At 59.5% G+C, this 25,661-nt stretch carries 19 protein-coding genes; 12 read left to right on the top strand and 7 right to left on the bottom strand.

Annotated elements, in window-relative coordinates:
• Positions 1-401 precede the first annotated feature (401 nt).
• The 4 genes from K5E80_RS01635 to K5E80_RS01620 form a co-directional block, all read right to left on the bottom strand.
• Complete coding sequence (locus tag K5E80_RS01635) at positions 402-1,187, bottom strand: aldo/keto reductase (protein ID WP_281420332.1); 786 nt, start codon at positions 1,185-1,187, stop codon at positions 402-404.
• A 1,489-nt stretch (positions 1,188-2,676) separates the two neighbouring features.
• Positions 2,677-4,194: a SpoVR family protein gene (locus tag K5E80_RS01630; RefSeq protein ID WP_246590828.1), complete on the bottom strand. Its 1,518-nt coding sequence runs from the start codon at positions 4,192-4,194 to the stop codon at positions 2,677-2,679.
• A gap of 4 nt (positions 4,195-4,198) precedes the next feature.
• Positions 4,199-5,467 carry a YeaH/YhbH family protein gene (locus tag K5E80_RS01625; protein ID WP_220634513.1) on the bottom strand — a complete coding sequence of 423 codons (1,269 nt, stop codon included), beginning with the start codon at positions 5,465-5,467 and terminating at the stop codon, positions 4,199-4,201.
• A 216-nt stretch (positions 5,468-5,683) separates the two neighbouring features.
• Positions 5,684-7,606 (bottom strand): PrkA family serine protein kinase, encoded by a 1,923-nt coding sequence (locus K5E80_RS01620; protein WP_220634512.1) that lies wholly within the window; start codon positions 7,604-7,606, stop codon positions 5,684-5,686.
• Between the two features lie 253 nt (positions 7,607-7,859).
• Here K5E80_RS01620 and K5E80_RS01615 point away from each other — a divergent pair, with 253 nt between their 5' ends.
• From K5E80_RS01615 to K5E80_RS01595, 5 genes are all read left to right on the top strand, one after another.
• Complete coding sequence (locus K5E80_RS01615) at positions 7,860-8,222, top strand: SPW repeat protein (RefSeq protein ID WP_220634511.1); 363 nt, start codon at positions 7,860-7,862, stop codon at positions 8,220-8,222.
• Positions 8,223-8,574: 352 nt separating this feature from the next.
• On the top strand, positions 8,575-11,442 hold the full coding sequence (locus tag K5E80_RS01610) for a proline dehydrogenase family protein (RefSeq protein WP_220634510.1): 2,868 nt from the start codon (positions 8,575-8,577) through the stop codon (positions 11,440-11,442).
• A 49-nt stretch (positions 11,443-11,491) separates the two neighbouring features.
• Positions 11,492-13,585 (top strand): ornithine--oxo-acid transaminase, encoded by a 2,094-nt coding sequence (rocD, locus tag K5E80_RS16885; RefSeq protein WP_220634509.1) that lies wholly within the window; start codon positions 11,492-11,494, stop codon positions 13,583-13,585.
• Positions 13,586-13,655: 70 nt separating this feature from the next.
• On the top strand, positions 13,656-14,414 hold the full coding sequence (locus K5E80_RS01600; protein ID WP_220634508.1) for an HD-GYP domain-containing protein: 759 nt from the start codon (positions 13,656-13,658) through the stop codon (positions 14,412-14,414).
• A gap of 140 nt (positions 14,415-14,554) precedes the next feature.
• On the top strand, positions 14,555-15,073 hold the full coding sequence (locus K5E80_RS01595; RefSeq protein ID WP_220634507.1) for a bacteriohemerythrin: 519 nt from the start codon (positions 14,555-14,557) through the stop codon (positions 15,071-15,073).
• 321 nt (positions 15,074-15,394) lie between these two features.
• Here the strand turns inward: K5E80_RS01595 and K5E80_RS01590 are convergent, their stop codons facing one another.
• A complete protein-coding gene (locus K5E80_RS01590) occupies positions 15,395-17,047 on the bottom strand; it encodes an isovaleryl-CoA dehydrogenase (RefSeq protein ID WP_220634506.1) in 1,653 nt (550 codons plus the stop codon).
• Positions 17,048-17,182: 135 nt separating this feature from the next.
• On the opposite strand from K5E80_RS01590, the gene K5E80_RS01585 reads away from it, so the two are divergent.
• Together K5E80_RS01585 and K5E80_RS01580 are read left to right on the top strand one after the other, a co-directional pair.
• Positions 17,183-18,301, top strand: a complete 1,119-nt coding sequence (locus tag K5E80_RS01585) for an ADP-ribosylglycohydrolase family protein (RefSeq protein WP_220634505.1) — start codon at positions 17,183-17,185, stop codon at positions 18,299-18,301.
• A gap of 102 nt (positions 18,302-18,403) precedes the next feature.
• Positions 18,404-18,862 (top strand): ferritin-like domain-containing protein, encoded by a 459-nt coding sequence (locus K5E80_RS01580; protein ID WP_220634504.1) that lies wholly within the window; start codon positions 18,404-18,406, stop codon positions 18,860-18,862.
• 1 nt (position 18,863) lies between these two features.
• Here the strand turns inward: K5E80_RS01580 and K5E80_RS01575 are convergent, their stop codons facing one another.
• Both K5E80_RS01575 and K5E80_RS01570 read right to left on the bottom strand, forming a co-directional pair.
• Positions 18,864-19,760 carry a patatin-like phospholipase family protein gene (locus K5E80_RS01575; protein WP_220634503.1) on the bottom strand — a complete coding sequence of 299 codons (897 nt, stop codon included), beginning with the start codon at positions 19,758-19,760 and terminating at the stop codon, positions 18,864-18,866.
• A 22-nt stretch (positions 19,761-19,782) separates the two neighbouring features.
• Positions 19,783-21,666, bottom strand: coding sequence for a potassium transporter Kup (locus tag K5E80_RS01570; RefSeq protein ID WP_220634502.1), 1,884 nt, complete (start codon positions 21,664-21,666; stop codon positions 19,783-19,785).
• A 133-nt stretch (positions 21,667-21,799) separates the two neighbouring features.
• On the opposite strand from K5E80_RS01570, the gene K5E80_RS01565 reads away from it, so the two are divergent.
• Genes K5E80_RS01565 through K5E80_RS01545 form a run of 5 tightly spaced genes read left to right on the top strand, consistent with a single transcriptional unit; the run spans position 21,800 to position 25,655 of the window.
• Positions 21,800-22,819: a quinone-dependent dihydroorotate dehydrogenase gene (locus K5E80_RS01565; RefSeq protein WP_220634501.1), complete on the top strand. Its 1,020-nt coding sequence runs from the start codon at positions 21,800-21,802 to the stop codon at positions 22,817-22,819.
• A gap of 18 nt (positions 22,820-22,837) precedes the next feature.
• Positions 22,838-23,494 (top strand): electron transport complex subunit RsxB, encoded by a 657-nt coding sequence (rsxB, locus tag K5E80_RS01560; protein WP_220634500.1) that lies wholly within the window; start codon positions 22,838-22,840, stop codon positions 23,492-23,494.
• A gap of 4 nt (positions 23,495-23,498) precedes the next feature.
• The gene (nth, locus tag K5E80_RS01555) at positions 23,499-24,134 is read left to right on the top strand and encodes an endonuclease III (RefSeq protein WP_220634499.1); all 636 of its coding nucleotides are present in this window, start codon (positions 23,499-23,501) and stop codon (positions 24,132-24,134) included.
• Positions 24,131-25,234, top strand: a complete 1,104-nt coding sequence (locus K5E80_RS01550; protein WP_220634498.1) for an FIST C-terminal domain-containing protein — start codon at positions 24,131-24,133, stop codon at positions 25,232-25,234. Before nth ends, K5E80_RS01550 begins: the two co-directional genes overlap by 4 nt.
• Complete coding sequence (locus tag K5E80_RS01545) at positions 25,227-25,655, top strand: DUF1841 family protein (RefSeq protein WP_220634497.1); 429 nt, start codon at positions 25,227-25,229, stop codon at positions 25,653-25,655. The genes K5E80_RS01550 and K5E80_RS01545 overlap by 8 nt, the downstream gene beginning before the upstream one ends.
• The last annotated feature ends 6 nt before the right edge of the window (positions 25,656-25,661 follow it).

Raw genomic sequence — 25,661 nt, 5'->3', positions numbered from 1 at the left:
ATCCGTAATCCGTGATTTATACATTATCAGCATAGTACGGCATGAAAGATATGGGCGCATCAGATTTGGCGTTTGCCTGGTGGCATGTCACAGTTGTGCCCCGGATTCAACGAGGCTGTGGAAAAAGCAGTTTCATAGCCGTATTCTGCTGTGAACCAAATGGAATATCAGCTGCCAGCATGGAAACTTTGCCCCGGGTATTCCCATGGCGCGCTACAAGCACATTGACACCAGCCCGCGATTTCTCGCGGTGGATATTGAACGGCAGTTGCTGCGCGGTATGTGCGCTGACTTCTTCGTGCGAGATGAGGGAAGTGAACTTCCGCGCTCCGCTTTGCCACCGATGGTAGAACGACTGTGGTGCAAGTAGTACATGCTCCCAAGCAGGGGAAGTCACCCACTCAGTGCCCAAAGCTATCAGCGTCTAACATCTCCGGGTCTGGCCGATCCATCGCATCAAGAACTGCCATATCCTCAACTGACAGGTCGAAATCGAAGATGGAGAGGTTCTGAACCAAGCGCTGAGGATCGGATGACTTTGGGCAGGTTACAAAGCCCTGTTGAACCTGCCAGCGCAACAGTACCTGAGCCGCCGTACGGTTATGGCGTTCCGCAATCGCAAGGATCTCACGATCTTGCAGCATGGCATTGCCACACCCCAGTGGTCGCCAGGATTCAGTGACGATGCCCCTGGCTCGATGGAGAGCTACCAGATCATCACGCCGATGATAAGGATCCAACTGAATCTGGTTGAGCTGAGGTATCAGCCCCTCGTCGAAGAGGCGCTGCAAGTGCATGGGCTTGAAATTGGAGGTTCCAATCGCCCGGACTAGTCCCGCCTCTTGCAGCCGGATCAGTCCCTGGAAGGCTTCGACGTAGCGATCCTGATCCGGATTCGGCCAATGGATAAGCAGCAGATCGATGTAATCCAACCCAAAGCGCTTCAGGCTGGCCCCGCACGCTGTATGAGCTCCCTCAATGCTATGCCACTGGCGATTGAATTTTGTAGTAACAAAAATCTCGGATCGATCAACGCCGGAGGCGCGAATACCGTCACCGACGCCAATCTCATTTTGATAATTCTCTGCAGTATCAATGAGTCGATATCCGAGTTCAATCGCCTGCGGTACGACACGAGCGGCCTCGGCGTCGTCCATGGGCCAAGTGCCGAGACCCAATTGCGGCATCTGTATCCCGTTAGCGAGTCGAATCATCGGGGCCGGTTTGGTGTTAGAGCTCAATATTTATTCTCCAAATTTCATTGGTCATTTAAGTGTGCCTGTTATTGACCAATTATCCGTCGCCTTTTGGTGGCAGTCTCCTAATGGCCGATTCGCGACGGTGCATGCGTTGTTTTAGTTCGTCGAAAATAGCTGCCACAAATGCAAAGCCCCGCGCTCAATTCGCAGGGCTTCACGGGTTAGCCACTTGCCGTGGCTTCATTTCGTCACGTCACCGTGATGTGTGCCGGTCTGTAGTTACCGGCTTCAGAGTTGAAATGTTAGAAGTATCAGCAATAAGTCTGCCTCCCCTCACATACATCCCGCATTCGCGGTCTTCACGCTAAGCGATTAACTTCGCGCAGCTTGCTTCGGCTACCCGAATCGGGTTAATCCTCAAACATTGAGCAGAGCGTGGTCGCTGCCCGTTCGCTTCAGGTACACCCGCAAAACGGGGCGTGCACAACAGCGAAGCGTTAATGCAGTAACCAGATTTCGATTGTTAGTTTGAGAATCCAACCCGAACCGAATCGTCGAAACAGTTTCAGTTAACTCCTTTCGCAGATTCCCGTCAACGAATATCGACAAATAATTTGCACGCAAGATTAGAACCGGCTTAACGCATGACAACCTGGAAAAGGCACGCGCCTACCGCCATCAGGCGCACCCCGCTCTCATCAATCATAAGCGCTCAGAACCGACGGCCTGATTGGTTGAAGGGAGCGACATCCTAACCCCGGCTGTCCGTAATGCTGATAGCAGCCGTTCCCGACACTTTTCCTTCTAGCGCATGAGAGTCGGGTATTGGCCGACTTGAGCCAGATTTAAACCGCATAAGCCATAACCCAATGCCACTGGGCGCTGCACAGTAAATTATCAATCACATAAAAATCCGGATATGCCATATAACAACCAGGAATTGGCCTTCGCTGATCTGCGATAGCAGGCAAAGAAATGTGGCACTGGTGGCTCTTGTTCGTCATCCCAGGCTATAAATCCCTCGTCCTTTAAACCGGCACGGACAAATCCGTCTATTTCGTCCCGGTCGAGTGGCAGTGGAAATTTGTCTTGCCCTTCTCCCGGAATCCGGCTTCGGCAGGAAACCAGGGCCACACCGCCAGAGGCCATCGTTTCTGCGATTGATTTCAAGGCGCGAAGCCGGTACTCACCGGGCAAGACCTGAATCGTGTTGCGCTCGAAAACCACATCGAATTTATACGTCCAATCTCGGGGATGGTCGAGCAGATCCGCTACCAGGTGGCGGACCTTACTGTTCGGATACCGCTGACGTACTTATCCTCGTTGATTGTTAATGGCGTGAGTCCTGATATGAAGGCGAGAAACCTTAATCAATTGCTGCTTTGTGATCCACCATAGGCCAGGCGCACGGCATAATCAACGCTAATCCTTGCGGGGTCATTACGGATGCCCGTTATCCCACGGGGATCCCCCTCGGTCATTTCCTCGGCTTGCGCCTGTCTACCAGGGTTTCGGCCAGCAGCCTGACCCCTCCCTGCTCGTCCTGCTCTTCAAGCCGCACCAGAAAACCCCACAGCGATGCCACATGGCGCAGCACTTGGTCCTTTGTCTCTCCCAGGGGACGCCCTTCATAGCGGATGTGGCGCAGGGTGAGGGAGCGGTCGCCGCGCAGGTCTACGTTCCAGACCTGGATGTTCGGTTCCTGGCTGCCGAGGTTGTATTGATCGGCGACGATCCGGCGCAGGTCATGGTAGCCCTGCTCGTTATGAATGGCCTCGATCTTCAGCTTGTCCCGGGCGTCATCGTCGAGAATCGCGAACAGCCGGAAATCTCGCATCAGCTTGGGCGAAAGGTACTGGGCAATGAAGCTCTCGTCCTTGAAGTTGCGCATGGCGAAATCCAGGGTTTCGTGCCAGTCGCTGCCGGCGATGCCGGGAAACCACTCGCGATCCTCGCCGGTCGGTTGTTCGCAGATGCGCCGCAGGTCGCGCCACATGGCGAAACCGAGGGCATAGGGGTTGATGCCGCTGAAATGCTTGCTGTTGTAAGGCGGCTGATAAACGACATTGGTATGCGACTGGAGGAATTCCAGCATGAAGCCGTCGGAGAGCAAACCCTCGTCATGGAGATGATTGAGCAGGGTGTAATGCCAGAAGCAGGCCCAGCCCTCGTTCATCAACTTGGTCTGGCGCTGCGGGTAGAAATACTGGCCGATCTTGCGCACGATGCGTACCACCTCGCGCTGCCAGGGTTCCAGCAGCGGCGCGCTTTTTTCGATGAAATAGAGCAGGTTTTCCTCGGGCTCCTCGGGATAGCGTTTGTCCACCTTTTTCGCTTCCCGTTCCAGTTGTGGCGGCAAGGTGCGCCACAGATCGTTCACCTGCGATTGCAGGTAGGACTCCCTTTCCCGCTGGCGTTCCTTTTCCTTTTGCAGGGATAGTGTGGGCGGCCGCTTGTAACGGTCGACACCGACATTCATCAAGGCGTGGCAGGCATCGAGCAGATGCTCCACTTCATCCTCACCGTAACGCTCCTCGCACTCGGCGATGAAATTACGGGCAAACACCATGTAATCGACGATGGCTTCCGCGGCGGTCCAGGTGCGGAACAGATAGTTGCCCTTGAAGAACGAGTTGTGGCCATAGCCGGCATGGGCGATGACCAGCGCCTGCATGGTCATCGTGTTCTCCTCCATCAGGTAGACGATGCAGGGATCGGAGTTGATCACCATTTCGTAGGCCAGCCCCATCTGGCCGCGCCGATAGCGCTTCTCGGTGGCGAGGAAGTGCTTGCCGAACGACCAGTGGTTGTAATACACCGGCATGCCGATGGAGGCATAGGCATCCATCATCTGCTCGGCGGTGATGAGTTCGAACTGGTTGCGGTAGCAATCGAGTCCGTAATGCCTGGCGACGCGGCCGATCTCCTCTTCGTAGCGGTCGATCAGTTCGAAGCTCCATTCGGAGGTCAGCGGCAGAGTGTCGGTTATCTCCATGGCGTCAGGCGAGCTTTTTCTGGAACAGCTCATGAAACACGGGATAGATGTCGGGCAGTCCGCCGATGCGCTGCATTGCAAAACGCCCGGCATGAGCGGCGCGGACTTTCTCGTACTCCAGCCACAGGTTCTGCGGTTTGTCGGTGGTGATTTCGATATAGGCGTAGTACTGCAGCAGGGAGATGATCTTTTTATCGAGTAGCTCCCGGCAATAGGGCGAATCGTTATTCCAGTTTTCCCCATCGGAGGCCTGGGCGCCGTAGATATTCCATGCGCTCGATCCATAGCGTTCGCGGATGATTCCGAGCATCAGTTCCAGGGCGCTCGATACTACGGTACCGCCCGATTCGCGCGAAGTGAAGAAATCCTCTTCATCCACTTCGATGGCATGGATGTGATGGCGGATGAAGACAACTTCGATGTGCTGGTAGGTGCGAGTCAGAAACAGGTAGAGCAGCATGAAGAAGCGCTTGGCGATTTGCTTCTTTGCCTCGTCCATGGAGCCGGACACATCCATCAGGCAGAACATCACCGCCTGAGTCGACGGAAGCGGAATGCGGATGCGGTTGTTGTAGCGCAAGTCGAAGGTGTCGATGAAAGGTACGCGTTCGATTTTGCGCAGCAGACGGGTGATCGTGCGGCGCAATTCGTCGGCCCTGTCGTTGTCGCCCTGGCCATGCGCCTCCAGGTCGGCCAGTTCTTCTTCGGCTGCGCGCAGTTCCTTGCGATAGGGGGAACCGACAGCAATGCGGCGGCCGGTAGCGCCGCGCAACGACCGCACCACGTTGATGTTGGACTGAGTGCCGGTCTGCGTGTAACCGGCGCGTACCCGCTTGTACTCGTCGATACGCGAGAGCTGGGTCTTGACCAGATTGGGTAGGGCCATGTCATCGAAGAAGATGTCGAGGAATTCTTCGCGCGACAGGGTAAATACGAAATCGTCGAGGCTTTCCCCGTCCGCGCCGGCTTCGCCGCCACCACCGCTGCCCGCGCCGCCCAATGGCCGGTCCACTTCGTCGCCGCTATTGAAACGGTCGTTGCCCGGTTGCACGATATGCCAGCGCCCGCCGCGGCCATGGCTAAAATGAGGCTCGGAAATATCCTTGGCCGGAATGCCGATCTTCTCGCCGTTGTCAATATCGGTAACGCTGCGGCGGGCGATCGCTTCCCCCACGGCCTTCTTGATCTGGCCTTTGAAACGGCGGACGAAACGGCCGCGGTTCACCGTACTCTTGTTCTTGCTGTCGTAACGTCGGTCAACGATACGGATCATTCACCCTCCCTCCTTTAATCGCATGACATCGGAAGATGTCTCGTTCGTCGGCACGCTCTCCCATTAACGTGAAAAAACAGCGACGAAGCGCCTTATGACACCGAGCGCAGCGAGCTGATCAGTAGCCCCGCCTTGGGGCGGGGCATGGGGGTGGGGGGCGTTCAATTTGCTTTTGCGCATTTTCATCCTTTGGGGTGGCGCGGCGACCATGCGCGGTTAAGACGACTTGCGCACCCGCAGGTACCACTCGGCCAGCAACCGCACCTGCTTCTCGGTGTAGCCCTTGGCCATCATGCGATTGACGAAGTCCTGGTGCTTGCGCTGGTCGTCGGCGCTGGCCTTGGCGTTGAAGGAAATGACGGGAAGCAGTTCTTCGGTATTGGAGAACATCTTCTTCTCGATCACCACGCGCAGTTTTTCGTAGGAGGTCCATAACGGATTGTGACCATCGCGTCCGGCGCGGGCGCGCAGGACGAAGTTCACCACCTCGTTGCGGAAGTCCTTCGGATTGCTGATGCCGGCAGGTTTTTCGATCTTTTCCAACTCGTCGTTAAGGGTGCCGCGGTCGAGAATCTCGCCGGTGTTCGGATCGCGATATTCCTGATCCTGGATCCAGAAATCGGCATAGACGACATAGCGGTCGAAGATGTTCTGGCCGTACTCGGAATAGGATTCCAGGTAGGCGGTCTGGATCTCCTTGCCGATGAACTCGGCGTAACGCGGCGCGAGGAATTCCTTGATATATCCCATATAGCGCTGCTCCAGTTCCGGCGTGAATTGCTCCTGTTCGATCTGCTGTTCCAGCACGTACATCAGATGCACTGGATTGGCGGCAACCTCGCGGTGGTCGAAATTGAAAACCCTGGACAGAATCTTGAAGGCAAAGCGGGTCGACAAGCCGGTCATGCCTTCATCGACGCCGGCGAAATCGCGGTATTCCTGATAGGACTTGGCATTCGGGTCGACATCCTTGAGGTTCTCGCCGTCGTAGATTCGCATCTTCGAATAGATCGAGGAATTCTCCGGTTCCTTGAGGCGCGACAACACGGAAAATTGCGCCATCATGCGCAGGGTATCGGGCGCACACGGCGCCTTGGCCAGCGAGGAGTTGTCGACCAGCTTCTCGTAGATCCTGATTTCTTCCGAAACGCGCAAGCAATACGGCACCTTGACGATATAGATGCGGTCGAGGAAAGCCTCGTTGTTGCGATTGCTCTTGAAGGCCACCCACTCCGCCTCGTTTGAGTGCGCCAGCACCATGCCGTCGAAGGGAATGGCGCCGAAACCCTCGGTGCCCTTGTAGTTATTCTCCTGGGTTGCAGTCAGCAGCGGATGCAATACCTTGATCGGCGCCTTGAACATTTCGACGAATTCGAGCAGGCCGCGGTTGGCGAGGCACAGTCCGCCAGCGTAGCTGTAGGCGTCCGGATCATGCTGCGAATATTCCTCCAGCTTGCGAATATCGATCTTTCCGACCAGCGTGGAGATATCCTGGTTGTTTTCGTCGCCCGGTTCGGTCTTGGACACGGCAATCTGCCGCAACACCGAGGGCCTGAGCTTGACCACACGAAACTTGGTGATATCGCCGTTGTACTCGTGCAGGCGTTTCACCGCCCACGGTGACATGATGGTGTTGAGGTAGCGGCGCGGAATGCCGAAATCCTCCTCCAGCAACGTCCCATCTTCCTCAACCTTGAACAGACCCAGCGGCGACTCGTGCACCGGCGAGCCTTTGATCGCATAGAAAGGCACTTTTTCGATCAGCGACTTGAGCTTCTCTGCCAGGGAGGACTTGCCGCCGCCGACCGGACCCAACAGATAGAGAATCTGTTTCTTCTCTTCCAGGCCCTGGGCGGCGTGACGGATGTAGGCGACGATGCTCTCGATTGCCTCTTCCATGCCGTAGAAATCGCGGAACGCCGGATAGGTCTTGATGATCTTGTTGGCAAAAATGCGCGACATGCGTTGATTGAGACGTGTGTCAACCAGTTCCGGTTCGCCGATCGCCATCAGCATGCGTTCGGAAACGCTGGCATACGCCGTAGCGTCGCGACGACAAACCTCCAGATATTCCTGCAGGGACATCTCTTCTTCCAAAGTGGACTCGTAGCGGTTTTGGTAGCGAGCAAAGATCGTCATGATGTATCTCCTTCTTTCCTTTAGTAGCTATGAAAGGTGCAAATGTCCATCACATTGGATGCAATCTTTTGTAATAAATTCCATGCACCGATCGTGCCAACCATCTTTATCCTGCCACGAGAACATCATCACTCCTGGTACAGCGCACGGGATGACAGCAATCAAATCAGGCATATGGCAATTGAACCATTGTGATCATCGACATATCTAATTTTATGTTCGCAGGCATGAGACAGAAGGAGGTGAGATAGCAATGAAAAGCCAACACTGGCAGGAAACCGGAAACCTGATAGTCGGAATATGGTTATTCCTCTCGCCGTGGGTATTCCGCTTCTTTCACTGGGTCGATATGGATACGATGAACTTCCTCGTGATGGGGGTGGCAATCGCCGCTATTGCCGTTTTGGCGATGTACATGCATGCCATATGGGAAGATTGGGTGACGCTGGTTCTTGGCGCATGGATGATCGTTTCACCGTGGGTCATGGGCTTTACCCATAACACCGTGGCGTTCGTGGATGCGGTTATCGCCGGGTTGTTTGTAGTGGGAATAGCGCTTTCCGCGACGTATCGGGATACGCATCACATGGACGACGAAAGCGCCGGGGCGCATTGAGATCGGAACTTGCCGCCTCGAGTAAAGGATAAGAAAGGCGGTTGAGCCGGCCTTGTCCTTCGCTGCTGCGAAAGCAAAAAGGGGGAGACGCGCTGTTTTAAAAACGCCGATTAACCCCGTTCGCATTGAGCCCTTCGGCTCCGCTCGGGACAGGCCTCGACAGGCCTGTCCCGAGCGCCGTTCGTGTCTTCGGCAAGCCCAGCCCGAACAGCATTGATTTGTTCGGCATTTAACAGGTGGCGGCATCAAGTAGAACACATCAAAGCGCTGGCGCCCTTCCCCATCTGCATCAGAACAACTATGGTGCAGAGTGGAAGTTGTCTTTGACAGACATGACGATCTCGGAGGTGTCATGGGTTCACGCTATCCGTTCGACGCTGCGCTTGATGCTGAGATTGACGTCCGTGGCGCCGGGCAGGAGTTGTTCTCTCTTGCCTCCGCACGCCGCCCTGCTCTCTATCGCGGATTCAACGGCAGCCTGCTGGCCTATGCCATGGCCGATGAACGATTGCTGGCCGCCCTGTTCCGTCTTATCGATGTCCTGCCCCAGCTTGCCGATTCGCCTCGGATAGCAGCGCATCTGCGCGCCTATATCGACGAAGCCGGTGTTTCCGGCTCGGCAGGCTGGCTGTTGCAATGGGCCGCGCGACCGTCGCTGGCATGGCTGGTACGCCTGCAGTCGAAGCGACTGGCACATCATTTTCTCGCCGAGGAATCCGATGCCGGCGTGGCCAGGGCCATCGCACAACTTGCGCGCGTGCCGGCACAAGTGACAATGGACGCAGTGGGTGAAGCGGTATTGACCGAAACCGAGGCCGATACCTATCGGGAGCGCAATCTGCGCCTGCTGCAGCGGATGCCGCGCCTTGGCCAAAATCCGCCGCATCTGTCGCTCAAGCTCACTGCGCTGACACCGCGTTTCGACCCGCTCGATCCGGAGGGCACGCGCCGCCGCGTCTTTGCCCGGCTGGCGCCCATCGTCGCCGCCGCCGCGGCGAGCGGCGCCACACTCTCGGTGAACATGGAGCAGCACGAACTGAAGCCGCTGATCCTGCGTCTTTTTCTCGATATGCTGAACGAATGGCCCGGACATTGGCAGCCGGCCATCGCGTTGCAAGCCTATCTTCCAGAAACCGCCACCGACATCGATCTGCTGCTTGATTGCGCGCAGCGTCACGGCCGCAGGCTCGGCGTGCGCCTGGTGAAAGGCGCCTACTGGGATCAGGAATGCGCCTGGGCGGCGCAGCGCCATTGGCCGCTGCCGGTATTCCACGGCAAGGCGGAAACGGATGCGCAGTACGAACGTCTGACGCGCTATCTGCTCCAGCATGCCGACAGCCTGCATCCGGCCATTGCCTCGCACAACCTGCGCAGCCAGGCCGTGGCATTGGCCTGTGCGCGACGGCTCAAGCTCGCCCCAACGCAATGGGAAGCGCAAATGCTCTACGGCATGGCCGAACCGTTGCGCGATGCGATCGCGGCGAGCGGCGCCACGCTGCGGATCTATGTGCCGGTAGGCAATCCGATCACCGGCATCGCCTATCTGATCCGGCGGCTGCTGGAAAACACGGCCTCTACATCGATCCTGCGCCAAACCTATGTAGAAGGCCGCGGCTTCGAAACACTGATGGCGCCGCCGCCCGCAACGAATTCCGGCGTTGTCAAAGAGGCCACCGCTGTCTTTACGAATCTGCCTCTGCTCGATTTCTCGCTTGACAACGAGCGTTCCGCCTTTCAGTCTGCTCTGACGGAAGTGCGCGCCACGTTGCCGCGCCGCTATGCGCTGGCACAACCCGTTGGTTGCAACAGCGCACGCAATCCCGCCCATCCCGACGATGTGTTGGGCACTGTCGATCTGGCCGGACCCGAACATGCAAGTGTCGCGGTAGCAGCCGCAAACGCGGCCTTCCCCTCATGGCGCGACACGCCGGTGGCCAAACGCGTGCGCCTGCTGCGCCACGCTGCCGAGCTGATGGTGGCGGAACGCCGTGCGCTTGCCGCACTCGAAGTGCTCGAAGCGGCAAAGCCCTGGCGCGAGGCCGATGCCGATGTCGCCGAAGCGGTGGATTTCCTGCGCTATTACGCGACGCAGATGGAACAACTCTCCGGCTGGCACGAGACCGTGCGCTTCCCGGGCGAAGATAACCGCATCGTCTATGTGCCGCGCGGCGTAGCGGTGGTGATCGCACCGTGGAATTTCCCGCTCGCCATTCTCGCCGGCATGACCGCGGCAGCACTCGTCGCCGGCAACTGTGTGGTGATGAAGCCGGCCCTGCCGGGCCTGCTGATCGCACATGCTTTCCTCGACTTGTTGCACCGCGCCGGCCTGCCGGCGGATGTGTGCCGGTTGCTGCCGGGCGACGAAGCTGTCGGCGCGGCGCTGGTGGCCGATGCGCGAGTGCATGTCATCGCCTTCACCGGTTCGCGGCGGGTCGGCTTGCAGATTCTCCAGAGCGCCCACACGCCGGCGCCGGGGCAACGCCACGTCAAGCAGGTGGTATGTGAAATGGGCGGCAAGAACGCCATCGTGGTGGATGAGGATGCGGATCTCGACGATGCGGTGACCGGCATTCTGGAGTCCGCTTTCGGCTACTCGGGGCAGAAATGTTCGGCCTGTTCGCGCCTGATCACAGTTGGCCAGGTGCATGACCGGTTACTGGCGCGGCTCGTTGAAGCCGCCGCCACACTGCCCTGGGGACCGCCGGAGCAGGCGGAATTCACGCATGGCCCCCTGATCAATGAAGCCGCACAGAAGAAGGCGCTGGACTATATTGAAATTGGCAAGGACGAAGGCCGCCTTGTTTGGCAGGGAACAGTGCCGGTGCAGGGCTGGTATGCGCCGCCGACGATTTTTGCCGGCATCCGGCCGCAGCATCGGCTGGCGTGCGAAGAAATTTTCGGCCCGCTGCTGGCGGTGATGCGCGCGCCCGATTTCGAGACCGCCATTACCATGGCGATGGACAGTGACTATGCGTTGACCGGCGGTGTCTATTCACGCCTGCCTGCCCACTTGCAGATGGCGCAGGAGAGTTTCCATGTCGGCAATCTGTATCTCAATCGCAAGATCACCGGCGCCCGCGTCGGCGTGCACCCGTTCGGCGGCATCAAGCTGTCGGGCACCGGGGTGCAGGCCGGCGGAGCGGACTATCTCAAACAGTTTCTCTGGAGCCGTAGCATGAGCCGCAACACCATGCGTCACGGCTTCATTCCGAACGAATAACGGAACCGGCTGTCAAACCAGAAAATCAAACCGGCAAAGGAACGCAATCATGATGACCTCCCTGGATCGCCTGCCTGAGTTGCGCCTGATCGGCGTCGCCAGCGCACTTGGTGCGCCCGGGGCCGGCACGGAACAAGGCCCGTCGGCGCTAAAAACGCTGGGCGTTCTTGATGCGCCGCGGCGTGCGGGCCTGTCGGCGCAATGGGAGACGATGCTCGTTCCCGCCGTCGGCCGACGCTGGTCTGCATTGGCGGAATTGTGCAGCAGGCTGGCCGATAGCACGGCAGCAGTCACCACCAACGGCTTCTTGCCAATCGTTCTCGGCGGCGATCACGCCATGGCAGCGGGTACTTGGCGTGGCGTTGCCCGGGCGCTGAAAAAACCTCTCGGCCTGGTGTGGATCGATGCCCACCTCGACGCGCATACGCCGTATAGCAGCCCCACCGGCAATCCGCACGGTATGCCGCTGGCGGCGCTGCTCGGCGCCGGCGTGGCAGGACTGGAGGCGATTACCGGCCCGGTGCTCGAAGCACGGCGCGTTGCACTGGTCGGCGCACACAGTTGGGAAGATGGCGAGCTGCAACTGCTGCACGCGTTAGGCGTGCGCATTTTCCCGATGGACGAGATTCGCGTACGCGGCCTGGCCGCCGTGATGGCCGATGCGCTGGAGATCGCACAACGCGGCGATGCGGCGTTCGGCATCAGCCTCGATATCGATGCCATCGATCCAGGAGAGGCGCCCGCTGTGGCGGTACCCGCGCCGGGCGGCCTCGATGCCGAACAGTTGCGCCAGGTTCTGCGCGGGCTGGTTCGCCACCCTGATTTCGCCGCGCTGGAAATCGCCGAATACGATCCCGGCCGCGATATTGCTCATCGCACCGGCCGCCTGGTCGTCGATCTGCTCGAAGCACTGTGTCTGCCGCAGGCCGACGAGTTGATGGCGTGGGAGAGCAAGCACGGTGCCCATAACTACCTGCCGTTGCCGGTGGTACTGGCGCGCGGCGAGGGCTGCTGGGTATGGGATGCGGACGGCCGGCGCTACCTCGACATGATGGCCGCCTATTCCGCGCTGTCTTTCGGCCATGCCCATCCGCGTCTGGTCGCGGCGCTCGACAGCCAGTCCAGGCGCCTCGCCGTCACTTCGCGCGCCTACCACAACGACCGTCTCCCCCTGTTCCTCAAGCGGCTCGCCGAACTCCTGGGTTACGAGCGCGCATTGCCGGTGAACACCGGCCTTGAAGCTGTGGAAACGGCGCTCAAGGCGGCGCGCAAATGGGGCTACCAGATTAAGGGCATTGCCGATGGCAAGGCCGAGATCATCGCCTGCGCCGGCAATTTTCATGGCCGCTCCATCGCCATTGTCGGTCTCTCCACCGAGGCGCAATACCGCAGCGGCTTCGGCCCTTTCCCTCCCGGACTGAAGACGGTTCCGTACGGCGATGCCGCGGCGCTGGAGGCGGCCATCACGCCGCACACCGCCGCATTTCTGGTCGAGCCGATCCAGTGCGAAGGCGGCATCGTCGTGCCGCCCAGGGGCTACCTCGCCGCATGCGCGGAAATCTGCCGCCGCCACGATGTACTGCTGATCGCCGACGAAGTGCAGACCGGGCTCGGCCGCACCGGCCGTCTGCTTGCCTGCCAACACGAACAGGTGCGGCCCGATGGCGTGATACTCGGCAAGGCGCTCGGCGGCGGCTTGTTGCCGGTCTCCGCGTTCCTTGCCGACGACCGCGTAATGCGGGTGTTCACGCCAGGCGACCACGGCAGCACTTTCGGCGGCAATCCGCTGGCCGCGGCAGTAGCGCTGGAAGCCCTGACCCTGCTGGAAGAAGAAGGACTGGTGGCGCACGCGGCTGAACTCGGCATCCACATGCAAACCCGGCTCAAGGCCCTCAAAAGTCCATCCATACGAGACGTGCGTGGCTGCGGCCTGCTGGCCGGCATCGACTTGAATCCGGACCTTGTGGATGCCAGAACATTCTGCGAAATTCTGCTGCGTCATGGCGTGCTTTCGAAAGACACTCACGACACGGTCGTCCGCCTGGCACCGCCGCTGATCATCACCCGTGCCGAACTGGACAGCGGGCTCGATGCGGTGCAAAGCGCGGTGGAAGAATTGGACCAGCAATTGGCAGCAGTCTGAGGACCGATAAGGCATGATAGGCGCGAACCTGAACGACAACACTTGAGGCCAATAAAGGCATGGGATTACGATGAACAAAAATTCTTCCAACACCTTAGCGCCTGCCGGTTTTATTGCCGCCTGTACCGAGTGCGGCTCGGCTTCCAGCAACCGGCAATATGTCCGCTTACCCGGCCGCCACACCTGCGAGCATTGTTTCCTCGATTCGCGCAAGCGCCGCGGCAGCCTGGAAAACGATCCTTATGAGATGTTCGTTGAATCTCTTGCCGAGGCCCTGGACCTGAGGGAACGGGAAACCGGCCTCCATTCCAAACGGGTGGCCACGCACACATTGCTCCTGGCATTGCACCACTACAAGAAAGTGGAAGATCTGCGCCAGATCTATTGGGGCAGCCTGCTTCATGACATTGGCAAGATAGGGGTGCCGGATGCCATACTCCTGAAGCCAGGAGCGCTATTGGATGAAGAATGGCACATCATGCGGGAACATCCCCGCAATGGCCATCACATCCTGCAGAAGCTGCCCTTTCTTTCCATGGCGGCGAATATCGTCCTCTATCATGAGGAACGTTTTGATGGCTCAGGCTATCCGGCGGGTCTCAAGGGCGAGGGAATTCCATTGCCGGCAAGGCTCTTTGCCGTCATCGACACGCTCGATGCCATGACTTTCAATCGGCCCTACCGCAAGGCACTGCCCTTCGACGTTGCCAAGGCGGAAATCGTTCGCATGGCCGGTATCCGGTTCGATCCCCTGGCGGTAGACACCTTCCTGCGCGAAGAAACCGCGCTGCGGGAAATGACTTCGATGGAATTTCCTTCAGCCAAATAGCAACAGCGGAAATATCCGAGCCTGGCTCAAATGGCACTTGTATCATCACCCTCCGCGCGGCGGTTCATCGCTGATAACATAGGCCACGCACCAATGGTAAGGCCATTGGGAATCGCAAATTCAAACTCGGAGAGCCCATCATGTCGATTACCAACCAAGAAATTTCCGGTCGAACCCAGAGGCAAGATCAATCCATCAATCCCTTAATTCAGTGGGAAGATCACCTCTCGGTTGGTGATCCCGAAATCGATGCCCAGCATAAGGAAATATATGATTTTGGGGCGGAGATTTACGAAAGTTGGCGCAATGGTGTCCCAGTTGGAACACTGCGACTCTCCGCAAACAAGCTATTGAAGCTTCTGCGTGCTCATTTTACCTACGAGGAACGACTCCTCGCCGGGATCGGCTACGGCGATCTTAAGCAACATGTGGCAGAACATCGCAGCATGCTCAAAGAATTGCAGGACATGTGCGAACACTTCGAAACCCTCAGCGACGATGACGATTCCCTCGGGGGTTCAGTGTTGTCCCCTAACTGGTCAGTAATGCGGTTTATTCTAAGCTTTGCCCTTGGGCATGTGATAACCAGTGACATGAACTACTCTCAAGTCCTCAAAGCCAGCCGTATAGCCGCAAAACCAACGGCGGGAGGTAATTGATCCATCTTGCGTTGCTCACATCCGATATCAAGACCCGGGCTTTCCTGGCATTCGAGCTTGCGCAGTAACGCATCAACCGTGGCGCGGGAAATGCTGATTCGGAACTAACCGGCCTTTTGCCGACTATAGGGGCCAGGCTAGATATATATTTATCATAACCAAGCTCGCCCCAATTTTGCTCCCCGCCTTGCGGCACTTCGGGCACAGACTTCGGCCGCCGCCGGTCATGCGCTCTATCTTCGCCTGAAAGCGGCAGTCGCCCAAGGCAAGATTGGCAGAAATATCCCAAATAGATATTAGCCGGCGGAGGGGAGTTCCCCATCAGTCGCAGGGCCACGCCCTGGCCAGCAGATCTTCCTTTTGCGCCACGGAAAGCTGCTGAGCCGCTGCGCCAAAAACTGCCGTTCCGCTGCCCATTCGACTCGAAATGAACGCCTCCGCCACATACTGCGGAGCCGCCTCTGCCAGCAGCGTCGCCTGCAACAGCAGGATCATTTGCCGGGCGATCCAGCGTGCCTCGGCTTGCTCCGCATCGCGCTTTTGCAGGCAGGCGACCAGCTCGCCGACCGCCGATGCCAGCAGCGTATCGCTACCGGCTCGCGCAGTCAGGAAATTGAGCAGCGCTTGCGCTGCCGCGGTTTCCCGCGCCAGTCCGCGCAATACGTCAAGACAAACGACATTGCCCGAGCCTTCCCAGATCGAATTGACCGGCGCTTCGCGATACAGCCGCGCCAGCGGCCCGTCCTCAACGTAGCCATTGCCACCGAGCACTTCCATGCACTCGGCAACAACTACAATCGTGCGTTTGCAGATCCAGAACTTGGCCGCCGGGGTAACGATGCGCCACAGGGCGCGTTCGAGCGGGTCGTGCGCTGCCCGTTCGCAGGCGCTGGCGAGACGCAGTGCAAGCCTGGTGGCCGCTTCACTCTCCAGAGCAAGATCGATCAGCACCGCTTGCATCAGCGGCTGCTCGATCAGCGATCGGCCAAAGGCGGCACGCTGCCGCGCATGATGGATGGCCTGCACCAACGCCTGCCGCATCAGTGCGGCGCTGCCGAGCACGCAGTCGAGCCGGGTATGCGCAGCCATCTCGATCGCGGTCGCAATGCCGCGCCCCGGCACGCCGATCATGATGCCTTCCGCATCGCAGAACTCGACTTCCGCCGATGCGTTGGAACGGTTGCCGAGTTTTTGCTTGAGGCGCTGGATGCGCACCGCATTGCGCGTGCCGTCGGTCCGCCAGCGCGGCACATAAAAACAGGCCAGGCCTTCGTCCGCGCGCGCCAGCACCAGGTGGGCGTCGCTGGTCGGCGCCGAGAAGAACCACTTGTGGCCCACCAGCGCATAGGCTTCGCCACGTCCGCCGCTGCCGCTGCGGCGCGCCAGCGTGGTATTGCCACGCAGGTCCGAACCGCCCTGCTTTTCGGTCATACCCATACCGATGGTCATGGCGTGCTTCTGCGCCAGCGGCAGATCGCGGCCATCGTAGCGGCGCGAGAACAGATTGCCCTGCAACTGCGCAAACAGGGCAGACTCATTCATCAACAGCGGAATCGCGGCGAAGGTCATGGTGGTGGGACACAGCGATCCGGCTTCGATCTGTCCATGCAGGAAAAATGTCGCCGCCCGCGCGGCATGGGCCCCAGGGCGGGGCATCGCCCAAGGCAGGCAATGTACGCCTGCCGCATAGAGCATCTCCATCAGTTTCGACCATGCCGGATGGAATTCGATCTGGTCGATACGGTGTCCGGCGCGATCATGAGTCGTCAATTCCGGCGCGCAGCGATTGGCCAGTTCGCCAAGGTGAATGGTCGCTTCCTCGCCAAGCAACGCCCCGTGGCAACTCAAGGCAGCGGTATGCCATGCAGCGCCTTCGCGCTCCACCGCTTCCTGCAAAACGGTGTCGGTTGCGTACAGGTTATAGTCCTTGAGAACGGCAACCTGATTGAATACTTCATGCGTCGACCAGGCCATACTCATCTCCCGCGATGACTTGCTTCCAGCGTAGATCAGAGTGAGGGCAATTGCAGCGTCAAAATATCAATTATTTTAGAGTGGTATTTCACTGAACCTGGCCGGTGCTATTGTGTCGAAAAGGAGTTTCCCTTTATGTCGGTAACGTCGCTGCAAGATCGTGCTGCGGGAGCGCTGATGGGAGCTTTCATCGGCGATGCCCTGGCCCTGGGGCCGCACTGGTACTACAACCTCGATGAACTGCATGCCGACTACGGCGAGTGGATCAGCGATTACACCGCGCCCCGACCGGGACGCTACCACGCCGGACTGAAAGCCGGCCAGTCCTCGCAGGCCGGGCTGCTGCTTTTGCTTACCTTGCGTTCTCTCGTCGAATGCGGCGGCTACGACGAAGACGATTTCTGCCGGCGCCTGGATACGGAGTTGTTTCCCCTGCTCGACGGAACGCCCATGAACGGCCCCGGCGGCTATACCAGTCAGTCCATTCGCGAAGCCTGGCGCAAGCGCGTCGTACTTGGCCTGCCCTGGGGGCAGGTTCACGGCAACGCCGACACCACCGAAGCGGCGGAACGCAGCCTCGCTCTCGCCGTGAGATACGCCCTGAGGCCCGCGCAACTCGCCAGCACCGTCTGCGCCAACTCGGCGCTGATGCAAAGCGACGGTACCGTGCTGGCGATGACAGTCGCGTATGGCGCCATTCTCGGCATGTTGGTCGAAGGGCATCCCCTGGACGGCGCACTGGCCGGCAAACTCATGGCGCGCGTGAAACGCGGCGAATTGCCGTTCCATGCCGTCACCAGCGGCCATCTTCAAGCGCCGCAGCCGGGCCGGGCCGGAGCATCAACTGCCGGCAATTTCCCGTCACCTGACGCGCTGCTCGGTCCTGGCTTCATCGCGCAGGCGGCGCGCGATCCTGCCATTCATATTGAACCGGCATGGAAGGTGTCACTGGTGTATGGCATGCCCTGCGCCGTCTATCACCAGTTTCCTGCCGCCTACTACCTGGCGGCGCGCTTTGCGGACGACTTTGAATCCGCGGTGCTGCATGCGGTCAACGGCGGCGGGCAGAATCAGGCGCGCGCGATCCTGACCGGCGCCCTGGTGGGTGCGCAAGCCGGGCTGGCGGCAATACCCCGGCGTTTCATCGATGGCCTCGACCAGCATGAAGAAATGCTTGGACTCGCTCTCCGGCTGGCCGAGCAAATCGCGGACGAAGATCGGGGCGATCGTCCGGCTCAAAATACCAAATCCTGATTTCCAAGCGTCGATGGCTTTCTGTAGCGCGCTGTCTATACTTTATAGAGCAATGTCACGCGGCATTTCAACGGGTTCAACCCACTCATCAGGAGGATCGACATGAATGACAAGAAAAAACTGAAGCAGGCGATCAATGCGCTCAATCGCATCATGGAGGCCGAACTGGCGGGCGTGGTGCGCTATACCCATTATTCATTGATGGTATTTGGCTACAACCGCATTCCGATCGTCTCCTGGCTCAAGGGCAACGCGGAAGAAGGGCTGCAACATGCGCAGAAGGCCGGCGAACTGGTCACCTTGCTCGGTGGCCATCCGTCGCTAAAGATTGGCGCGCTGCTGGAAACCGAGAGACACGATATCGGCGACATACTCCGCGAGAGCCTGGAGCACGAGCAATCCGCACTTGAGCTTTATTACGAACTGCTCAAGATCGCCGAAGGCAATTCCGTGCTGCTGGAGGAATACGCCCGGGAAATGATCGTCCAGGAAGAATTGCATGTAGACGAAGTCAACAAAATGCTCCGGCAACCCGGCGAACTTGCGCCGTTCCAGGAATAGCTCAGGGAGCTTCGCGCAGGGCCTGCAGCTTGGCCTTGAGTTCCGGCAATATCGCGGCGACTGCCTGCTCGCCGGCAAGGATGGCGATGTTGCGATCCTGAAAGTCGGTGCGCTTGATATCGGGCAGACTCGGACGCACCACCACGTTGGCTTCGCCGAGTTCGTTGCGGCTGACCGACTGCTGCATGATGGCGAAACTTTGTAGCCACACGTCGATGCTGCTCTCGGTTTTGCCATACTGCGGCTTCGCCGAAATATCGACGGCGATCACAAAATCCGCGCCCATCGCTCTGGCCACCCGCACCGGCACCGGGCTGACGAGTCCGCCGTCGACATATTCGCGGCCGTTGATCGATACCGGCTGGAACACGCCGGGAACGCTGCTCGATGCCCGCACCGCCATGCCGGTATTGCCAGTGCGGAAGACGATCATCTCGCCGCTGTGCAAATCCGTCGCGACAACCCCGATCTGGCGCTTGAGTTTTTCCAGCGAACGATTGTTGACGGCACGATTGATGAAATTCTGCAGGGCGTCGCCCTTGAAGATGCCGCGATCCGGCAGCGACCAGTCGCTGACCTCGCTTTCCTGCATCTGCAAGGCGATCATTTGCAACTCAAAACCATTATTGCCAGCGGCATACAAGGCGCCGACCGCGGCACCCGCGCTGGTGCAGGCGATGATGTCGAGCTGGATGCCCTGCGCCTCCAGCGCCTTGATCACGCCGATGTGGGCAAAGCCCCGCGCCGCGCCGCCGCCCAAGGCCAGTGCGATCCTTGGCGCGGGTCGCGGCGGCTGGACGATGGGGACAACCGTTGCCGGAGGGATCGGCACAGTGGTGCATGCTGCCAGGCAGAGCGCCAGCAGGAGCAGCAAACAGCGCGGGAAAATGGCCGACATCAACAGGTAGCGTCGCGGTGGATTACAAAACGATCTGCGTACCCAATTCGATCACGCGGTTGGGCGGCAACTTGAAGAAGCTGGCTGCGCTGCCGGCATTACGGAACAGGGCGATGAACAATTTTTCCTGCCAGAACGGCATCTCGCTGCCGAGGCGCGGGATCAGGGTTTCGCGGCCGAGGAAGAAGGAAGTGTCCATCATATCCAGCACCAATCCCTGCTCGGCACACCATTCCAGCGCCTGCGGCAGATCAATTTCGTCCTTGAAGCCGTAAAAGACCTTGACGCGCCAGAAACCGCTTGTCATTTTTCCAACGACAACGCGCCCGGCATCACCGACATAAGGCACATCGAGTACATTGACCGAGACCAGCACCACTTGTTCATGCAGGGTTTTATAGTGCTTGAGGCTGTGCAGCATGGCGTGCGGTACGCCATTCGGGTTGGCGTTGAGGAAAACCGCCGTGCCGGCGACCCGTGTCATGCCCCCATAGCCGAGGCTGGTGATGAAGGGTTCGAGCTCGATGGCTTCCTGAGCCAGGCGTTGGTGCAACAAGCTACGCCCGCGCTTCCAGGTCATCAGCAATGTAAACATCATGATGCCGAATACCAGCGGAAACCAGCCGCCAGCTTTTATTTTGCCAAGGTTTGACGTAAAAAAAGCGATATCGATGAGAAAGAACGGCAGCGCTCCAAGCACAGCCCGCCACGGTCCCCACGCCCACAGCCAACGCGTCACGACGAAGGCCAGTACATTATCGATCAGCATGGTGCCGGTAACCGCAATGCCATATGCCGAAGCCAGCCGGGTCGAGGAACCGAAGCCGATGACCAGCGCAATTACGGCCCCCCAAAGCAGCCAATTGACTGTTGGCAAGTAGATCTGCCCGATTTGCTTGTCCGATGTATGCTGCACTTCGAGGCGCGGCGCATAACCCAGTTGTATTGCCTGCACTGTGACCGAATAGGCGCCGGAGATCACGGCCTGCGAGGCGATGACGGTAGCCATCGTCGCCAAAATCAGCAGCGGATAAAGTGCCCAACCAGGCGCAAGCCGATAGAAAGGATTGTCGATAGCCTCGGGATTGGCCAGCAGCAGCGCGCCCTGGCCAAAGTAGTTGAGCAGCAGCGCGGGTAGCACAAAACCAATCCAGGCGATTTGTATCGGCTTTTGCCCAAAGTGGCCCATGTCGGCATACAGTGCCTCGGCGCCGGTCAGTACCAGCACCACGGCGCCGAGCGAAAGATAGCCCATGAGCGGGTGCTCAACCAGAAAATTCAGGCCGTAATAAGGGCTGATCGCCTTCAAGACAGCCGGGTGATCGACAATATTCAAAACACCCATGATCGCCAGACAGCTAAACCAGAGCAGCATTACCGGGCCGAACAGAAAACCGATACTGGACGTGCCGTGGCGCTGGATCAGAAACAGCGCAATCAGCACGGTCAGCGTGATGGGAATAATGAATTGGTCGAAGGATGGCGCAATGACCTTCAGTCCCTCGACCGCCGACAGTACCGAAATGGCAGGAGTAATGACCCCATCGCCAAAAAACAGGGCTGCGCCGAACAGGCCGAGCACGATCACGATCTGACGCCGGCGCGGACTGTTTTCCGAATTGCGCAACGCCAGCGCCATGATTGCCATGGTGCCGCCCTCGCCCTTGTTGTTGGCGCGCATCATGAAAGTGACATACTTCAGGGTCACCACAATCATCAGCGCCCAGAACAAAACGGAAAGTATGCCTATCACGTTGTCGGGCGTGATCGGTACCGGATGGTGGCCGGCAAAGACTTCTTTTACGGCATAAAGCGGACTGGTACCAATATCGCCATAGACCACGCCCAGGGCCGCAAGAGTGAGCGGCGCGAGATGCTGGTCTTGTGATTCTGTGTTTTGTGACATCTACCAATTTAGGGTTAGCAAATTGGGGCGTAACGCTACACCAGTTCGCCCATGAGTGCCGCATTATTTGCGCATTGCAGCAAAATCTGTGGGTCAAAACAACAATCTTAGCAGGCCAAGTAGAATCCGCCCTATGCCACCAATACCGCCCTACTGCCTGATCCGTCCGCTGCTATTCAGGCTGGATGCCGAAACCGCCCACGAAATAACGCTTGCCGGACTCAAGCGCTTGAACTCGCTGGGCCTGCTGCCAGTCACCAGAACCGCGGGCCGCCAGGTGCAGGCAATGGGCTTGACCTTCCCCAACCCCGTCGGCCTTGCCGCCGGCCTCGACAAGAACGGCGAATGCATCGAGGCGTGGGGCAAGCTCGGCTTCGGCTTCGTTGAGGTCGGCACCGTTACGCCGCGTCCGCAGCCGGGCAACCCGAAACCGCGCATGTTCCGCCTGCCTGAAAAGCAGGCCGTCATCAACCGACTCGGCTTCAACAACCACGGCGTCGATGCCCTGCTGGAGAATGTCGGCGCCGCCAGATACAAGGGCATTCTCGGCATCAATATCGGCAAGAATTTCGATACGCCGATCGAACGCGCGGCTGATGATTACCTGATCTGTCTCGACAAGGTGTATTCGCGCGCCAGTTATGTCGCCGTCAACATTTCCAGTCCCAACACGGCGAACCTGCGCCAGTTGCAGGGCGAAGCCGAACTCGATGCCCTGCTCGGCGTCTTGAAGGTACGCCAGACCGCACTGGCCGACCGGCATGGCCGTTATGTGCCGCTGGTGCTTAAAATCGCGCCCGATCTCGACACCGAGCAGGTCACCCGTATCGCCGCCGCGCTGCGCCGCCATCGCATTGACGGTGTCATTGCCACCAACACCACCCTCGGCCGTGATGGCGTGGAGAATATGCCGCAAGCTAAAGAAAACGGCGGTCTTTCCGGCGCGCCGCTGTTCGACAAGTCGACGGCCGTGATAAAAAAACTGGCGGCTGCGCTCGGCAACGAACTGCCCATCATCGGCGTCGGCGGCATTACCGATGGCGCCAGCGCCCGCGCCAAGATCGATGCCGGCGCGACGCTGGTGCAGTTCTACACCGGCATGATCTATCGCGGGCTGAATTTGATCGACGAATGCGTCAAGGCAACACGATAACGATTCACGAGGTGCAAAGTGGAAAGCTTGTCTCTCGCCGAAAAAATTGACGCGCTTCTGCCGCAGACGCAGTGCCGGCGCTGCGGCTATCCGGCCTGCAGGCTTTACGCCCAAGCCATCGCGAATGGCAGCGCCAACATCAACCAGTGTCCGCCCGGCGGCGCGGCGGGCATACATCGGCTTGCCGCATTGCTCGGCCGCGAGTACCTGCCGCTTTCCCCCGAACATGGCGTCGAGATGTCCAGGCAGGTGGTGGTGATTGATGAAAACCTGTGCATCGGCTGCACCCTCTGCATCCAGGCCTGCCCGGTCGACGCCATCGTCGGCGCAAGCAAACTGATGCACACCGTCATTGCGGAACAATGCACGGGATGCGAGCTTTGCATCCAGCCCTGCCCGGTCGATTGCATTCATGTGGTCCAGGTCGCGCTGCCGGATACTCCCGGCCGGGAACGTGACGGTTACGACATGAGCATTGAAGAAAAAGCCGCTGCCGACGCGGCGCGCGTGCGCTATCAATTCCACCTGTTTCGTCTGGAACGCGAACAGCTTGAGCACGCACAGCGGCTCGCCGCAAAAGCTGCCGCCAGACGCACGACAGTGGACAGCAGCGCTGAGCAAAAACGCGCGCTGATTGCGGCGGCCATTGCGCGCACCAGGCAACCCGCACAATAGCCCAATGAACAACAGCAAGCGCGCCGAAATCTTCGCCCGCCTCGCGGCGAGCAATCCGGCGCCCACTACCGAACTCGACTACAAGACGCCCTACCAATTGCTGGTGGCCGTCGTGCTTTCGGCGCAGGCAACCGACAAGGGCGTCAATCGCGCCACGCGGCCGCTGTTTCGCGCCCATCCCACACCCGAGTCCATCGTCGCATTGGGCATCGAGGGGTTGGAGGAATATATCCAGAGCATCGGCCTCTATCGCACCAAGGCCAGAAATGTGGTGGAACTGTCGCGCCTGCTGCTGGAGCGGCATGGCGGTGAAGTGCCGCATGACCGTGAAGCCCTCGAAGCCCTGCCCGGCGTCGGCCGCAAGACCGCCAATGTCATCCTCAACACGGTCTTCGGCGAGCCAACCATCGCGGTCGACACGCATATTTTCCGCCTCGCCAACCGCACCGGCCTGGCCCCGGGCAAGGATGTGCGCGAAGTGGAGGACCGGCTGAACAAGGTCGTGCCGGCCGAATACAAGGTGAACGCCCATCACTGGCTGATCCTGCACGGCCGTTACATCTGCAAGGCGCGCACTCCGGACTGCCCGCGCTGTGTCATTGTCGACCTGTGCGAATTCAAGGATAAAACCAGGGAATGACAACGGCAACCGGCTTCGCCGCCAACAATCATGCCGTCCCCGAACTTGCCGCCATCGCGGTCAAGGATGCACTTGCCGCCGCCGGCAGCGACTATGCGCACAGCGTAATCCTGCTGCTCTCCGGTCATTTCACGCGCCACGCGCAAGCCGCCGTCAGCGCTGCCTCGCGCGCCGCGAACTGCCTTCAGGTCAGCGGCTGCACCGTGTCAGGCCTGTTTACCGAGAAAGCCTGGGCGCTGGATCAACCCGCCGCCGCAGCTCTGGTGCTGTGCGGTTCAGTCAGCCTCGGGCTGCCGCAGCACAACGACGAGGCACGGCTCAGCCTGGCTCTGCCCTCGCAAGCCAACGCGGCATGGATCGCCGACGGCGAACGGCGCTTCGGCGCCCTCGCCAGCGGCGGAGAAGGAGAAACCGAAGGACAGGTGTGGGCCCATGGCAAGGTAGCCGACAGCGGACGCATCGAAGTTGCGCTGCGCGGCGGACAATTGCGCATCGGCATCTCGCGTGGCATTCGGGCCTTGACCCCGCCGCTGGAAGTCACCGACAGCGACAGCTTCGAGATCCTCCAGCTCGGCGAAGATACCGCCCTCGACAGCCTGTTGCGGCAACTCGATCCGGATATCCGGCGGCTCGACACGCTGCCGCCGCAATGTATTTTTGCCGCCCTGCCCGAGCCCGGCATCGATCCCGTTGCCGCCATGAGCAATGGCTGCTACACCCTGCTGCCGATACTGCGCGTGAACCGCGACGAACGCTCGGTCACCCTGGCGGCGCCATTGCCTCGGCATAGCATCCTATGGTGGGTAGTGCGCGACCCGATGCGCACGGAACGCGACATGTGCGCCACCGTGGACGGGCTCGCCGCTTCGGTTGCCGCCGCTGACGGAGCCGCGACTGAGTTCGGCCTGATGTTCTCCTGCATCGGACGCGGTCCGTATTTCTATCAGGGCCATGATCGTGATGCCGAGCTGGTGCGTGAGCGATTTCCCGGCATGCCGCTGCTCGGCGCTTATTGCGCGGGAGAGATCGCTCCGCTCGGCCCGCACAGTTCCCTGATCAGCTATTCCTCCATCCTGGCCCTGGCCTACGACCATGTTTAACCCTTCGCGCGAACAGGCGCGCCAGTTCCTCGCCGAAGCGTGGCGCAAACGCCGCGACCGGCTGCCGGCGACAGCGCTGGAAACCATCGCCGGCGATATCGTCTCCATGCATCCGGAATACCATGCCCTGCTCGACGCACCCGACAAGGCGCTGCAACGTGAATGGCTGCCGGAACACGGCGAGACCAACCCCTTCCTGCATCTGTCGCTGCACCTGGCGATCGAGGAACAACTCTCGATCAATCAACCGCCCGGCATCGTCGTCATTTACAACAAGCTGCTGGCGCAACGCGGCGACCGGCACGAAGCCTTGCACATCATGCTGGAAGGATTGGCCGAAACGCTGTGGCGCAGCCAGCGCGACCAAAAACCGCTCGACGGCGCCGCCTACCTGGAATTATTGCAGCGCGCGGCGGAATAGGAACCG

The organism is Georgfuchsia toluolica, assembly GCF_907163265.1.
Classification (GTDB): Bacteria; Pseudomonadota; Gammaproteobacteria; order Burkholderiales; family Rhodocyclaceae; genus Georgfuchsia; species Georgfuchsia toluolica.
The sequence above is the reverse complement of the archived record's forward strand: the minus strand, read 5'-3'. Positions and strand labels throughout refer to the sequence as shown.